Raw genomic sequence first — 14,231 nt, forward strand, 5'->3', positions numbered from 1 at the left:
GAGCGCACCCATCGCCACTAGCTGCTCGCCGTGGACACCGACGAAGAACTCCCCGCCAGCGTCGAGATACGTCCCCTCGACGTCGTCGAGGGCCGTGTCCTCGACGTCCGGGTCGTACGTTCCGGCGTCGATCGTCGCGCGCTCGTGGAGCGTTCTGACGGCGCGGCGATTCCCCGAACAGTACTGCCGGACGGTGAAATCCGTCATCGGCGACGGGTTCGCGACCGGCGAGGACAGGTTTCGGGCAAGCCGAAACCGATCTCAGGGAATGATCTGCTCGCCGTCGTCGTCGTAGACCGCGATGGCGTCGACGGGACAGGAGCGGGCGGCGAACTTCGCGTCCAGTTCGGCGTCCTCGGGGACCTCCCGGGCGAACAGGTCCTCGTCGACTTCCTCGCCGTCGACCAGAATGGCCTTGCCGGCGTCGTTGTCCTCCTCGAACCCGTCCCACTCGGCGGTACACTGGAACATCCCGATACAGGTGTCGCGGTCGAATTCGACGCGCATGGCCGAGCGTTCGGCCGACGCAGGCTTGAGTGTGACGACGGCGCAGCCAACCTTTTTCACTGACAGGAACGCAGTCCGGGTCGATGCCCTCCCCCCCGATCACGGTCGTCGCCCACTGCTGGCTGGCGGCAGTCGTTTTCCTGGCCGTGCGGACGGCGGCCGGCTACGTCCACCGGATCACGGCTGGCCCCGCAAGCACGGCCGGACGGCTCCGCACGCTTCGAGAAGTCGGCTACGTCGTTGCCACGCTCGCAACGCTGGGGCTCGCGGTGACGATCGGGACCCTGCCGCTGGCCGCGGCGACGATCCGACGCGTCGGGCCGACGCTCCCCGCCGGCCTCGTCGGCGTCCTCGCCGCCGCCGCGCTCCTGCTCGGGCCGGTCCTGCTGGGGTTGCTGGCGGTGCAACTCGGGACGCTCCGGCACCGTCGGCTGTCGCGCCGGCTCGACCTGACCTACCGGGACGTGACGGGGTGGTTCACCAGCCGGTTCGTCGCGACCGTGCTGGCGCTGGCGGCGGCGACAGCGGTCGTCACGGCCGCCGATTCGACGGTCGGCCGGCTCGCAGTCGCCGTCGTCCTCGGCGGTCTCGGGACGGTCCTCTCACCGTACGCGGTCAGCTTCACCGTCCGGGACCGGCCGGCGACGGAGCGCGAACGCGAGATGGCAGACGTCCCCGCGGACTGTCGGCTCCGAGTGGTCGACGACCGGACGCGGTTCGGGGTGGCCATGGCGGCGGGCGTCCTGCCGGGCCAGCGGTACGTCTTCGCCGCCGAGTCGCTGTTTTCGAACCTCGGCGAGCGGGAACTGGCGGCGGTCGTCGCCCACGAGGTCGGGCACCACGAGTGCGGCCACGTCCCGCTCCGGTTCGGGGCGTTCCTGGCGGCGGCCGTCCCGCTTTTGATCGCGCTGGAGTTCGGCGGGACGACGGCGCTGTTGGCGGGGGTCGGGCTGGCCGCCGCGGGTGCGGTCGGAGCCTTCGCCGTCGTCCGGCGCACGGAGTACGCGGCCGACGCCTACGCCGCCCGGCAAGGGCTCGGTCCGGCGCTGGCGGCGGCGCTTTCGGAACTGGCCGTCCAGCGCGTCCTGCTGACGACGCCCGGGCCCCACGCCGGTCCCTTCGCGGCGCACCCGCCGCTGCACGCGCGGGTCGCACGGCTCGACGACGGGACGACGCGGGAGCCACCGGCGACCCCGAGCTAGACGAGTTCGGAGAAATCGGAGGGAGCGGTCTCGGCGTCGGCGATCGAGTCGACGTCGATGTCGTGGATCAGGTCGACGAGCGGTTTCAGTTCGGGGAAGGTGTAGCAGGTCAGCGAGAAGTCGACGTCGGCGGCGGTGATCTCCGAGTCGATGACGAACACGATGTCGGTGTCGGGCCACTCCGTGATCTCGCCGAGCATCGTATCGCTGTCGCCGTAGGCGAAGTGGGGCGGCGAGTGGGCGATGGTCGTCCCGAGCACGTTCGCCCAGCCGTCGATGAACGCGGAGGTCATGATGTTGCCGACCTCCTGGATTGCGGACTTCTGCATGTCGGAGAAGCCGCTGCCGTCGGCTTCGGCCTCGGCTCCCTGGCCGAGCATGGCGTTGGCCAGGCGCTTGGACTCGGCCCGGGAGACCAGAAAGAGGAGATAGCCGTGGGGCGCGTCTTCGAGTTCGGTGTAGATGCCGACGTGCGAGTCGGTGTGGGTCTCGGTGCGCAGGTGCGTGCCGACGTCGTCGAAATCGAGGAAGTTCAGCTTCGAGACCGAGGCGGTGGTCTCGAGACCGCTCATCTGCTGGAGGTGATCGGCGACGGTTTCGGCCCCCTCTTTGGCCAACCCGTTGAACAGGTGGAGCTTCCGCACGTCGACCTTCAGGGAATCCATAGGGAATCCTACGGTTCCACCGGCATGAAACCACGGGGCGAGTAAGCGCTCGATACTGGGCGTTCGTCACGTTCACCGGGCGCCTAGACGACAATTTAAACCCGGGGACGCGCAAAGACGGCAGTAATGGACGTCGCGGCGATTCCGGGGGTTCCCGACTGGCTGCCCGGACATCTAGAGGACGAGGGCATCGAGGCGCTGTACCCCCCACAGGCCGAGGCCGTCGAGGCGGGCGTCACCGAGGGCGCGAACCTCGTCGCCAGCGTGCCGACCGCCAGCGGGAAGACACTCGTCGCCGAGCTGGCGATGCTGTCGGCGGTGGCCGGCGGGGAGAGCGGCAAAGCGCTCTACATCGTCCCCCTCAGAGCGCTGGCCAGCGAGAAAGCCGAGGAGTTCGAACAGTTCGAGCGGTACGGGGTCGAGGTGGGCGTCTCGACCGGCAACTACGATTCGGACGGCGGGTGGCTCGCGGACAAGGACATCATCGTCGCGACCAGCGAGAAGGTCGACTCGCTGGTACGCAACGACGCCGCCTGGATCGAGGACCTGTCCTGTGTCGTCACCGACGAGGTCCACCTCGTCGACGACGGCCAGCGCGGCCCCACGCTGGAAGTCACGCTCGCCAAGCTCCGGCAGTTGAACGCCGGCCTCCAGACCGTCGCGCTGTCGGCCACCATCGGCAACGCCGACGAACTGGCCGACTGGCTCGACGCCGAACTCGTCGACTCGAACTGGCGGCCCATCGAACTCCAGAAGGGGGTCCACTACGGGCAGGCGCTCCACCTCGAAGACGGCAGTCAACAGCGGCTCGAAGTCCGCAACGGCGAGAGCGAGACGGCCGCCATCGTCCGGGATACGCTCGCCGACGACGGGTCGACGCTGGTGTTCGTCAACTCCCGTCGCAACGCCGAAGCCGCCGCCCGTCGCCTGTCCTCGACGACGCGAGACTTCCTCGACGCCGACGAGCGCGAGACGCTCGCCGAGATCGCCGCCGAGATTCGTGACGTGAGCGACACCGAAACGAGCGACGACCTGGCCGACGCCGTCGAAGGGGGTGCGGCGTTCCACCACGCCGGCCTCGCCAGCGACCACCGCTCGCTGATCGAAGACGCGTTCCGCGACCGCCTCCTGAAGGTCGTCTGTGCGACGCCGACGCTGGCGGCGGGCGTCAACACGCCCTCCCGGCGGGTCGTCGTCCGGGACTGGCGGCGCTACGACGGCTCGACGGGCGGGATGGCTCCGCTCTCGGTGCTCGAGGTCCACCAGATGATGGGGCGGGCCGGGCGACCCGGCCTCGACCCCTACGGCGAGGCCGTCCTGCTGGCCAACAGCCACGACGAACTGGACGAACTGTTCGAACGGTACGTCTGGGCCGACCCCGAGCCGGTGCGGTCGAAACTCGCCGCCGAGCCCGCGCTCCGCACGCACCTGCTCGCGACTGTGGCCTCCGGGTTCGCCAGTTCCCGGGAGGGACTGCTGGAGTTTCTGGAACGGACCCTCCACGCTACCCAGAACGCCGACCGGAACGAACTGGAGCGGGTCACCGACCGGATGCTCGACTATCTGGAAGTGAACGACTTTCTGGAGCGTGATGGCGACCAGTTGCAGGCCACCGGTCTGGGCCACACCGTCTCGCGGCTCTACCTCGATCCGATGAGCGCCGCCGAGATCATCGACGGGCTGCGCGACTGGGAACGCTCGGGCGGACGGACGGAGTCGAGCCGTACGGCGGGCGAGACGGGCGACGAGGAACCCGCCGGCTTCACCCGGGCGAGCGAACTCGCGGCCAACGACGACGGCGACGACGGACCACGTGAGCCGCCGTCGGCGCTCGGCCTCTATCACCTCGTCGCGCGTACGCCGGACATGTACGAACTGTATCTCCGGAGCGGCGACGAGGACGAATACACGCAACTGGCCTTCGAGCGCGAGACGGAGTTCCTGGGCCCGATGCCCAGCGAGTACGAGGACGACCGCTTCGAGGACTGGCTGTCGGCGCTGAAGACCGCCCGCCTGCTCGAGGACTGGGCCAGCGAGATCGACGAGAGCGAGATTACCGACCGCTACGGCGTCGGCCCGGGGGACATCCGCGGGAAAGTCGAGACCACCCAGTGGTTGCTGGGGGCCGCGGAGTCGCTGGCGGGCGAACTCGGCCTGAACTGCGTGCCGGCGGTGCGGGAGGCGCGCACCCGGGTCGAACACGGCGTGCGGAGCGAACTCGTCGACCTGGCGGGCGTTCGCGGCGTCGGGCGGAAACGGGCCCGGCGACTCTACGACGCCGGCATCCGGACCCGCGCCGACCTGCGGGAGGCCGACAAGGCGGTCGTCCTCGGGGCGCTCCGGGGCCGGGAGAAGACCGCCGAGAACGTGCTCGAAAACGCCGGCCGGGAGAACCCGTCGATGGACGGCGTCGAGCCGGCCGAGATCGACGGGATCGACGCGACTGCAGGGGAAAGCGACGACGGAGATGGGGCGACGGCGGCCGACGACCCGGAAGACCAGTCCAGCCTGGGTGATTTCTGATGCAGGTGGTCGAGGGCACGGCGACGGTCGAAGATATCGAGGGGTTCGTCGCGGAACTGGGCGAGATCGGTGAGGACCACGACTGCGCGGTGCAGGCGTTCGACGCCCGGTACGTCGTCGGCCGTGACCACCTCGAACGCGCGGTCGCGTGTGCCGACCGGGCCCGGGAACGCGGCGAGGCCATCGCGAACGACCACGCCGTCGAGATCCTGCTGTACGCGGCCGGCCGCCGACAGATCTCGCGGGCACTCGAAATGGGGGTCGCCGAGGGAGAGTGTCCGGTCGCGGTCGTCGTCCACGGTATGGGTGAGAGTGCGGACGAAGCCGGCGCGGCCGCGGCGGTGGCGGACCTGCTGGCCCCGGCCGAGACGCTCGACGGGTACGACGCGGAGCGCGTCCGGGACTTCTTCGACGTGTCCGACCGGGAACTCGCGGCCACCGACGCCGGCCTGCCGGCGCTGGTCGGTGAACGGGTCGCACTGCTCGCCGTCGAGAAGTAATCTGTCTGTTCGGAAGGTTGAAACGACCGGCCTCGCTCGGTCCGCCCGGGGGCGCGCAGTGGAGGACGCGGTCGAGCGCCGGCGGAGAGTCGGTGATTCATGCCGGTACCACGGCGTAACTACCTGTTGGCATGCTATACGATAACATTGGCTCGGGCGGAGCTGAAACGGGGGGTATCGGACGCGAACGCGAGCCGTCCGGGCACACACCCTACGTATGAGCGAGCGGTGGCGGGTTGCGACGGTCGTACTGTGTGTCGTCGTGCTCGGGAGCCACGCGACAGTGGACCGGGCCGCGGCGGCCGCGCCGGGGACCGGCGACGGCGTGCTGGGCGTCGCGATCATCGCGGGGATGGCGATCAGTGCGGGATTGCTCGTCGCCTGGATCGCGGTGACCCAGCGGCTGGACGACCGCGAGGGGCTGGCGGCCGACTGGCTGGCGGTGGCGGTCGGGCCCCTGCTGTCGAGTCTCGGGGCGGTCGCGATGCTGACGGCGGCGGGCGAGAATCCGGGCGTCGCGGGCGTGCTGGCGTCGTTCGGGACGATTCTCGCGTGGGTCGTCGTCGGCGCGGCCGGCCGGAGTGGGCGGGCGCCACTGGTCCGTCGTGGCGTCGGCGGTGCGACGCTGGCGGCCGGGTACGCCGCCGGTTCGCTCGTCGGCTTGCTCGGTGGGGCGGTCCTGGCCGGCCACGTCACGGTCACGGCGGCGGTGGGCCGCGGCGACGGGTGGCTGCGGGCGACGGGCGTGACGGTCTGTATCCTGGGCGGGTGCCTGGGTGTGACCGTCCTCGGGCTCGGAACGGTGGGCCTGTCGCCGGCCGGACGGGTGGCGGCCCTCGCGTTCGCCGGCGGGAGCCTGCTCGTCGTCGGGCTCGTGGAGACGAACCTCACCGGCTCGCCGCCGTGGGACCGGTCGCTCGACGCGTCGTGAGATGCCGAAGACACAAGGTCTGTGACACCGACGTACGGATGAATGGCGAGTTCGAGCAGTGACGCTGGCGCCGGCGGGCAACGAGCGTTCGAGGTGACGGCCGAAGACGGGTCGGGTCGGGAGACGACGACGACCGTCCAGTACAGAGACACGGGCGACGGCCGACCGCTGGTGTTGTTACACGGCGTCGGTCTCGACGCGAAACACATCTCCTGGAAACACGCGATCCCACACCTCGCGGCGGACCACCGCGTGATCGCGCCGGACCTGCCGGGCCACGGCGACAGCGACAAGCCGAACATCCGGTACACGACCGACTACTACGTCGACGTGCTGTCGGGACTCGTCGACGAACTCGATCTCGACCGGCCCAGGGTCGCCGGGATCTCGATGGGGGGTGCCATCGCCCTGGGCTACGCGCTGGAGGCGGCGGTCGAACGGCTGGCGCTGGTCGACAGCTACGGGCTGGGGGCCGACGCCGGCTGGCGACCGATGACGTCGGTCGCTCTGCGGATGCCCGTCGTCGACCAGTTCGTCTGGAACACGATGGGCGTCAACGAGGGGACCGTCCGGGACACCCTCCGCGGGTACATGACCCAGGCCTCAGAGGAGTTCGTCACGGAGATCCACGAGATCCTGCAGGACGACGCCTGCGGTCGCACCCTCCGGAGCTGGCAGCGCAGTGAGTTCCGCGCCTGCGGGTTCCGGACCTGCTACGTGGACGACCTCTCAGAGCTGGACGTCCCGACGCTGCTCGTCCACGGCGACGACGACACGCTCTTGCCGACGACGTGGTCCGAGCGTGCCCACGACCGACTCCCGGACAGCCGCCTCCACGTCCTCGAAGACTGCGGTCACTGGCCGCCCCGGGAACGCCCGGCCACGTTCAACCGCGTGCTGGCGGACTTCCTGGCGAGCTAGGGGTCGAAACTGCGGATGCCGAACGTTGGTAACCGAGATGCGGTGGTCACCAGCGACTGGAAAGATTGCGGGGCAGACCCCAAATGTCAGTGAATCAACCGGAGTGATAGCGAGGGAGGGCTCCTGCCGCGGTGCAGGCAGAAAGGGGAGCGCGCGTGCTGGTGGTTACTCGGGCTGTTCGTCGACCAGGATGACGGCTTCGCCGTCGATGACGACTTCCTCGCCCTGCTTGACCTGCGTGGTCAGCCGGAACTGGTCGTTGCCCAGGTCCTCGACGATCTCGATCTCGGCGGTGAGGCGATCACCGATGCGGACCGGGTTGTGGAATTCGAGATCCTGCGAGAGGTAGACGACCAGTCCGGGCACGCGGGCGAGGGCGGCGCTGATGAGGCCGCCGACGAGCGTCCCGTGGGCGATCCGGCCCCGGAAGCGGGTCTCGGAGGCGTACTCGTCGTCGAGGTGCAGCGGGTTGGTGTCGCCGCTGGCAGCCGCGAACGAGGTAACGTCGTCCTCGGAGATGGTCTTGGTGAACTCGATGCGGTCCCCGACGCCGAGCTCGGTCCGGTCGTCCTCTGTCCGGTCGATGGTCCACTCGGGGAGGTCTTCGTCGGGTTCGATCCGCTCTCGCGGCGGCAGCGTCGGGTCCTCGTCGGTGTCCTCGTCGGAGTTGACACCGAAGGCCGCGAACGCCGCTCTGTTCGCCTCGAGGACGCTGTTGAAAACGTGCGACGAGGTCTCCGTCCACGTGTCCAGCAACGCGCTCCGATGCGGGTTGGAGCTCATTGGCACCAGTTGTTGGAAGTGGCTGTATTAAAACGTGGTGGTTCACATGATTCGTCCGCTCCAGAACGGCATCTAGAGGCCGCTCTGTGCGAATCGCGCGGGCTCACCGTGGTCGGAGAGGGCCGTCGGTCGGCCCCCGCTGGTTCAGTTTCTACCATTTGCTACCAATAGATGGTAGTGGATGGTGAGAAGCATAACCCTTATGGTGTCGAGTGGGTTAGAGAGGGGTGAAGGGATGACCGAGCAACACGACAGCGAGGACGGCTTCATGTGGCCCCCCTCGATGATGAAGGGGTTCCAGCAGGCCAGCGAGCAGGCGATGGAGCAGCAACAGGAGTTTATCCAGCAGCTGCTCGGTGCCAGCACGTCGGGCGTTGGCGTTCCCCAGTTGGGCGCGATGAGTCAGATGGCGACGTTCAAGACCCGCGTCCAGAGCGGCGGACGCATCAGCATTCCCGACGCCGAGCGCGAGGCGCTCGACATCGAGGAGGGCGACATCGTCCAGACTGTCGTCGTGCCGGTCAAGCGCAAGCGTTCCCAGGAGTGAACCCACTATGGCAGAATACACTACCCCCATCACCACGACGTTCGAGATGCAGCGCCAGGCGATCAAGCAGGGACAGAACGCGGTCGAGCAGGGCGTCGAGTTCCAGCAGACCGTCAGCGAGGCCTTCGTCGACAGCCTGGGCAGCCAGGAGTCGGCCCAGCGCCGCACCGTCGAACTGTCGAAGACCGCCTTCCACAGCTACCTCGACGCGATCGAGAGCACCATGCCCGGTGCGGCCGGCTCCGTCGAGGAGATCCGCGAGGCCGTCGACGAACAGTTCGAGTTCCTGCTCGAGAACCACGCCGAACTGTTCGGGAACATCGAGGAGGAGACCCGCGAGGGCCTCGACGCTTACGACGAGCTGACCGCGGACTACCTCGACGCGATGGACGAACAGATCGAGATGGTTCTGGACGCCCACGAGGACCTCGAGGGCCAGTCGATCGAAGCCGCCGAGCAGGTCGAAGACCAGGTCGAGCAGATGCAGGACCAGGTCGAGCAGGTCCAGGACCAGGTCCAGGAAGTGCAGGAGCAGGCCCAGGAGTCCCTCGAGGCCTGACCGGCGCGAACGACCAACCCGATTTTTGTTGTCGGCTACAAACGGTACCACCATGAGCGACACAACCAACGACCCGATGGAAGACTGGAACGAGATGGTAGAGGAGATGAACGACGCGGTCGCCGACTCCATGGAACAGAACATGAAAGCCCAGGCGGCCTTCATGGAGTCCTGGGCCGAGGCCGTCGAGGGCTCGATGCCCGAGGAAGACGAGATGGCCGAGGGTTTCGAGGGGTACAACCGGGCCTACGAGGTCTGGATGGACGCGTCCGAGAAGATGTTCGAGCGCACGACCGACGCGGCACAGGGCGAGGACGTCGAGCCCTCAGAGGTCCGTGACATCTGGCTACAGTCGGCCAACGAGGCATTCAAGGAAGTCATGGGCACCTCCGCGTTCGCCGCCGCCAACGGCCAGCTGGTCGAGGCGATGATGGACATGCAGGAGGAGGCCGACGAGGTCACCCAGGACACGATCCAGCAGCTGGGCCTCCCGACCCGCGACGACGTGATGGAGGTCGGCGAGCGCCTCGTGGAACTGGAACGACGCCAGCACGCCGTCGAGCAGAAGCTCGACGAGATCCTCGAGGAACTATGATCAACCCGTTCGCGAACGCACTGGACGCCCAGCGCGAGGGGTTCGAGGCGATGGCCGACGGGCTAGAGAAGGCGAGTGTCACCCCCGAGCGAGCTGGCCCACTGGCGAAGATCGAGGTCGGCGAGACCCCCAGCGAGGTCGTCTACACCGAGAACAAGCTGGAACTGCTCCACTACAAGCCCGAGGACGCCGGTATCGAGGTGCCCGAGGAGGAGCAGTGTGACGTGCCGATCCTCGTCGTCTACGCGCTGATCAACAAGCCGTACATCCTCGACCTCCAGGCCGAGCGGTCGGTCGTGCGCCGCCTGCTGGAGGCGGGCCACGACGTGTACCTCATCGACTGGAACGAGCCCTCGCGGATGGACCAGTTCCTCACGCTCGACGACTACGTCAACCGGTACATCCACAACTGCGTCGAGGAGGTCGCCGAGCGCACGGGCAACGAGAAGATCAACATCCTGGGCTACTGCATGGGCGGCACCATGACGGCGATGTACGCCGCGCTCCACCCCGAGAAGGTCAACGCGATGGCCCTGATGGCCGCCGGCCTCTACTTCGACGAGACCGGTGGCGTCCTCGAAGACTGGGGCAGCGAGGAGTACTACGACCCCGAGGACGTGACCGACGTGTTCGGCAACGTTCCCGCGGGCATGCTCGACGTGGGCTTCGCCCTGATGGACCCCGTCGACAACTACGTCTCGAAGTACGTCCGGCTGTACGACAACCTCGAGAACGAGGCCTTCGTCGAGAACTTCGCCCGGATGGAGCGGTGGCTCGGTGAGGGGATCGACCTCGCCGGCGCGGCCTACGAGCAGTTCCTGGGCGACATCTACCAGGACAACAAGCTCTACGAGAACGAACTCTATCTGGACGGGAAACACGTCGACGTCGAGAACATCGACATGCCGCTGCTCCAGCTCATGGGCGAGTACGACCACCTCATCCCGGCGGCGGCGAGCAAGCCGTTCAACGACGTGGTCGGCTCCGACGACATCGAAACCATCGAGTACCCGACCGGCCACATCGGCCTGTCGGTGTCGGGCTCCTCCCACGAGGACGTCTGGCCCCGCGCCGCCGAGTGGTTCCACGAGCAAAGCGAGAACGTGGAGAGCGACGAGGAGGCCACCGAGATCGAGATCGGCGACGGTGCCGACGCGGCCGTCGAGGCCGAGGAGGAACCGGAGGCCGACGAACCGGCGGCCGACGACAACGAGATCGAGGTCGAGGCGACCGAGAGCGAGGACGGCGAACAGGCCACCCTCACCGGCGACGAGGGGGCCGACGGCGTCGAGACGGTCTCCGGCATCGGCCCGACCTACGCCGAGCGCCTCCAGGGCGCTGGCATCGAGACGGTCGCCGACCTTGCCGAAGCCGACGCCGACACCGTGGCCGAGGCCGCCGAGGTCTCGGCGTCCCGCGCCCAGGACTGGATCGACCAGGTCGCCTGATACCCACGACGGCAACTGACGCGACTGCGCGCGAACATCCTTTTTGGTCCCGGGGACCGAACGTGGCGTATGCTCGACGGACAGACCTGCTTGGTCACTGGGAGTTCACGCGGTATCGGCCGCGGCATCGCGGAGGAACTGGGTCGTCACGGTGCCGACGTCGTCGTCAACTACCGCTCCTCGGAAGCGGCGGCCAGCGAGGCCGTCGACACCATCGAGAGCGAGGGCGGGACGGCCATCGCCGTACAGGGCGACGTGGCCGACTACGACGACGTGGCGTCGATGTGTGACCGCATCCACGACGCGTTCGGACCGGTGGACGTGCTGGTCAACAACGCCGGCATCACCATCGACAAGAAGTTCGAGAACATGACCAAAGAAGACTGGGAGACGGTCGTGGACGTGAACCTCGGTGGCGTGTTCAACTGCACGCACTGTCTGTTCGAGGACATCAAGGCCTCGGAGACGGGCCGACTCGTCAACATCTCGTCGGTCGTCGGCCAGCAGGGCAACTACGGTCAGGCCAACTACGCGACCACCAAGTCCGGCCTCTTTGGCTTCACCCGGACGCTGGCGCTGGAACTGGCCTCGACGGGTTCGACGGCCAACTGCGTCGCCCCCGGGTTCGTCGAGACGGACATGCTCGAAGACGTACCGGAGCGGGTCCAGCAGAAGATCCTCGACCGGATTCCCCTGAACCGGTTCGCGACGGTCGACGACATCGCGGGGATCGTTCGCTTCCTCGCTAGTCCGGAGTCCAGTTACATGACCGGCCAGGTCCTGGCCGTCAACGGCGGCATGGAGTGGTGAGGTGCGCGTCAGCGTCATCGGCGGCGGCGTGATCGACCGCGAGACGGCCGACGTGGCACGACGGGTCGGCCGCGAACTCGCAGAGCGGGGCCACACCGTCGTCTGTGGCGGCCTCGGCGGGGTGATGGGAGCCGTCTGCGAGGGGGCCGACGAGGCTGGCGGCGACACTATCGGCATCGTCCCCGGTCCGGATCGGGCGGCGGCCAACGAGTACGTCGACACCGCCATCGCGACGGGCATGGGCAACGCCCGGAACGTCCTCGTCGTCCTGAACGGCGAGGCGGCCATCGCCATCGACGGGTCGACGGGGACGCTCTCGGAGATCGGGCACGCGCTGGATTTCGGGAGACCCGTGGCGGGTATCGACACCCACGAGATCGAGGGGGTGGAGGCGGTCGCGTCGGCGACCGCGGCGGTCGATCACGTCGAGTCGGCGGTCGAGAGCCAGTAGCAGAGGCCGGCGAAGGCGATGGAGGCGACGCCCAGCAGTCGCACGCGGGTCGTCGTCGCCTCGCGTGGCTGGAAGTCGACCGCGAGGACTTCGTCGTAGACCGACTGGACGATGCCGGTGAGCGTGTCCGGGGCGACGAGGTGGGCGATACCCGACAGCAGGTGCAGTGCGGCCGCGGCTCTGAGCAATCGACTGAGGTTCGGCATCGTCGTGTGTTCGGTCGGCCGCCGGATGTGTGTTTGCTTCTCGGACGGCGATCAGTCGTCGAGCCAGTCGGCGAAGGTGCCCTCGACGAGTGTCTGGGTCTGCTTTTCGACGTAACGGGCCTGCATGCCCCAGATGGCTTCGGTGAGTGGCACGCCGCGTTCGACCTGGCGTTCGACGAGACCGTGTTTCCAGCGGGCGGGCGTCGTCCGGCGGTCGACCCGTTCCCGGAGCGGGCGGATGTACCGGCGGGCTTCCTCGGTCGAGAGCCCGCGGAGTTCGAGGCCGTCACGGGCGTACTCGAATATCTCGCCGTAGATCTCGTCGATCGCGTCGGTCTCGGAGGCATCGGCGGTGAGCCAGGTGAACTCGGCCTGGAGGCCGTCACAGACGGCGGCGTAGAAGTTGGCCTTGGCGGTCTGCCAGTCGAGATTTTGAACGGGGTGTTCCCGGCGGGGGAGACTCTCCATGAGGCCGGCGAAGAGTGCCTGAAAGGCGACGGCGTCGCGGATGGTGGGCTGGCCCGAGAGGGGGCGGAACTCGATGCGGGCGTTGGCCGCGGTGCGGGACCCGCCGTCGAACACCGGCCGGACCCACCGCCAGTAGGAGCCGTGTTTGTGCCGGAAGTGCCGGAAGCGGTCGTCGAAGCGCTGGCCGTCGGGCACGTCCATCGGGACGATGGTGCGGTCCCCCGCGATGTCGTGGATTGCGTCCTCGACGGTGTCGAAGTCGGGCGGGAAGCAGACCTTGGGGTCGCCGTCACCGGTCTGGGGGTTCAACACGTCCTCGAAGACGGTGATGCGGTGTTCCATCCAGGCGTCGGCGAGGATCTGTCCCGCGGGCACGTCGTCGTACATCTCCGGCGGGAAGAACGGAGAGTTGGCACCGAGCGCCGCGAGCGGGCCGGCCACGCGCAGGGCGTAGGTGAAGTGTTCGGGCAGATCCGGCGCGTGGGGGACCTGGTAGTGGGGCTGGATCGAGGTGATGAGGCTCTCGGGCATCACCGTGTCCGCTTCGAGGGTGACGTGTGGCGCGTCGATCCGGAGCCCGGAAGGGTAGTCGGTGTTGGCCATCGTGTGGTACCGCACCGCGTCGGACATGTTGGTCGCGATCCGTATCCCCTCGGCTTCGATGCTGTCACAGAGATAGCTCGTCGCCGTCTCCCCGTTGGGCGGGACGGTCCACATCCCGTCGCTGACGAGGCGGATGTTCTCGCGCCCGACCGCCTGCTGGGCGGCGTCGACGTGGGCCTGGAGTTCGGCCTCCTGTTCCTCCAGCCCGTACCGGGAGAGCGGGACGGGCGTGGTCTGGATCTCGGCGTTGTGCAGGCCGAGTTCCTTCTCGAAGCCGATGCGGTCCAGGAGCTGGCGAGGGACCCGCATCAGGGCGTCGGTCCGGTCGTCGACGGCGTACAGTTCCTGCTCCAGCCCGATGATGGCCTGGGAGTTGTCGAAGGTGCCGTCGTACACCTCCTCGATCAGTTCCTCGGCCTCCCGCTCGGCGCGGGTCTGGAACGCCTCGGCGTCGACCGTGAGTGCCTCCCTGACCTGTGCCGCGAGCTCGGAACCGGACATACGCCCCCCTG

General features: G+C 68.1%; 16 protein-coding genes. 11 read left to right on the forward strand and 5 right to left on the reverse strand.

Annotated features, from left to right (window positions below; all coding sequences use genetic code 11):
* Positions 1-261: 261 nt before the first annotated feature.
* Entirely contained in the window at positions 262-507 is a 246-nt protein-coding gene (locus EAF64_RS07040; protein WP_129068272.1) for a ferredoxin, read from the reverse strand.
* Positions 508-590: 83 nt separating this feature from the next.
* Between EAF64_RS07040 and EAF64_RS07045 the strand changes: the two genes are divergently transcribed.
* Positions 591-1,709: a M48 family metallopeptidase gene (locus EAF64_RS07045; protein WP_129068273.1), complete on the forward strand. Its 1,119-nt coding sequence runs from the start codon at positions 591-593 to the stop codon at positions 1,707-1,709.
* Here EAF64_RS07045 and EAF64_RS07050 read toward each other — a convergent pair.
* A complete protein-coding gene (locus EAF64_RS07050; protein WP_129068274.1) occupies positions 1,706-2,374 on the reverse strand; it encodes a chemotaxis protein CheC in 669 nt (222 codons plus the stop codon). The two genes, EAF64_RS07045 and EAF64_RS07050, sit on opposite strands and share 4 nt — an antisense overlap.
* Before the next feature lie 126 nt (positions 2,375-2,500).
* Between EAF64_RS07050 and EAF64_RS07055 the strand changes: the two genes are divergently transcribed.
* From EAF64_RS07055 to EAF64_RS07070, 4 genes are all read left to right on the forward strand, one after another.
* The gene (locus EAF64_RS07055; protein ID WP_129068275.1) at positions 2,501-4,897 is read left to right on the forward strand and encodes an ATP-dependent DNA helicase; all 2,397 of its coding nucleotides are present in this window, start codon (positions 2,501-2,503) and stop codon (positions 4,895-4,897) included.
* Positions 4,897-5,397: a KEOPS complex subunit Cgi121 gene (gene cgi121 / locus EAF64_RS07060; protein WP_129068276.1), complete on the forward strand. Its 501-nt coding sequence runs from the start codon at positions 4,897-4,899 to the stop codon at positions 5,395-5,397. The genes EAF64_RS07055 and cgi121 overlap by 1 nt, the downstream gene beginning before the upstream one ends.
* 217 nt (positions 5,398-5,614) lie before the next feature.
* On the forward strand, positions 5,615-6,328 hold the full coding sequence (locus EAF64_RS07065) for a hypothetical protein (protein WP_129068277.1): 714 nt from the start codon (positions 5,615-5,617) through the stop codon (positions 6,326-6,328).
* 42 nt (positions 6,329-6,370) lie between these two features.
* Entirely contained in the window at positions 6,371-7,249 is an 879-nt protein-coding gene (locus EAF64_RS07070; protein ID WP_129068278.1) for an alpha/beta fold hydrolase, read from the forward strand.
* Between the two features lie 165 nt (positions 7,250-7,414).
* On the opposite strand, the gene EAF64_RS07075 is transcribed toward EAF64_RS07070, so the two are convergent.
* Positions 7,415-8,032, reverse strand: coding sequence for a MaoC family dehydratase (locus tag EAF64_RS07075; RefSeq protein ID WP_129068279.1), 618 nt, complete (start codon positions 8,030-8,032; stop codon positions 7,415-7,417).
* Between the two features lie 235 nt (positions 8,033-8,267).
* On the opposite strand from EAF64_RS07075, the gene EAF64_RS07080 reads away from it, so the two are divergent.
* The 6 genes from EAF64_RS07080 (at position 8,268) to EAF64_RS07105 (ending at position 12,442) form a co-directional block, all read left to right on the forward strand.
* Positions 8,268-8,579 carry an AbrB/MazE/SpoVT family DNA-binding domain-containing protein gene (locus EAF64_RS07080; protein WP_129068280.1) on the forward strand — a complete coding sequence of 104 codons (312 nt, stop codon included), beginning with the start codon at positions 8,268-8,270 and terminating at the stop codon, positions 8,577-8,579.
* A gap of 7 nt (positions 8,580-8,586) precedes the next feature.
* On the forward strand, positions 8,587-9,138 hold the full coding sequence (locus EAF64_RS07085) for a hypothetical protein (protein WP_129068281.1): 552 nt from the start codon (positions 8,587-8,589) through the stop codon (positions 9,136-9,138).
* Positions 9,139-9,190: 52 nt separating this feature from the next.
* Positions 9,191-9,733 (forward strand): poly(R)-hydroxyalkanoic acid synthase subunit PhaE, encoded by a 543-nt coding sequence (locus EAF64_RS07090; RefSeq protein WP_129068282.1) that lies wholly within the window; start codon positions 9,191-9,193, stop codon positions 9,731-9,733.
* Positions 9,730-11,181 (forward strand): class III poly(R)-hydroxyalkanoic acid synthase subunit PhaC, encoded by a 1,452-nt coding sequence (phaC, locus tag EAF64_RS07095; protein ID WP_129068283.1) that lies wholly within the window; start codon positions 9,730-9,732, stop codon positions 11,179-11,181. The genes EAF64_RS07090 and phaC overlap by 4 nt, the downstream gene beginning before the upstream one ends.
* Positions 11,182-11,250: 69 nt before the next feature.
* Positions 11,251-11,991 carry a beta-ketoacyl-ACP reductase gene (locus tag EAF64_RS07100; protein ID WP_129068284.1) on the forward strand — a complete coding sequence of 247 codons (741 nt, stop codon included), beginning with the start codon at positions 11,251-11,253 and terminating at the stop codon, positions 11,989-11,991.
* A gap of 1 nt (position 11,992) precedes the next feature.
* Positions 11,993-12,442 carry a TIGR00725 family protein gene (locus EAF64_RS07105; protein ID WP_129068285.1) on the forward strand — a complete coding sequence of 150 codons (450 nt, stop codon included), beginning with the start codon at positions 11,993-11,995 and terminating at the stop codon, positions 12,440-12,442.
* On the opposite strand, the gene EAF64_RS07110 is transcribed toward EAF64_RS07105, so the two are convergent.
* Both EAF64_RS07110 and EAF64_RS07115 read right to left on the reverse strand, forming a co-directional pair.
* Complete coding sequence (locus EAF64_RS07110; protein ID WP_129068286.1) at positions 12,412-12,648, reverse strand: hypothetical protein; 237 nt, start codon at positions 12,646-12,648, stop codon at positions 12,412-12,414. The genes EAF64_RS07105 and EAF64_RS07110 overlap by 31 nt on opposite strands.
* A 51-nt stretch (positions 12,649-12,699) precedes the next feature.
* On the reverse strand, positions 12,700-14,220 hold the full coding sequence (locus tag EAF64_RS07115) for a hypothetical protein (protein WP_129068287.1): 1,521 nt from the start codon (positions 14,218-14,220) through the stop codon (positions 12,700-12,702).
* Positions 14,221-14,231 lie beyond the last annotated feature (11 nt).

Source organism: Halorientalis pallida (genome assembly GCF_004118325.1).
In the GTDB taxonomy this organism is placed as follows: domain Archaea; phylum Halobacteriota; class Halobacteria; order Halobacteriales; family Haloarculaceae; genus Halorientalis; species Halorientalis pallida.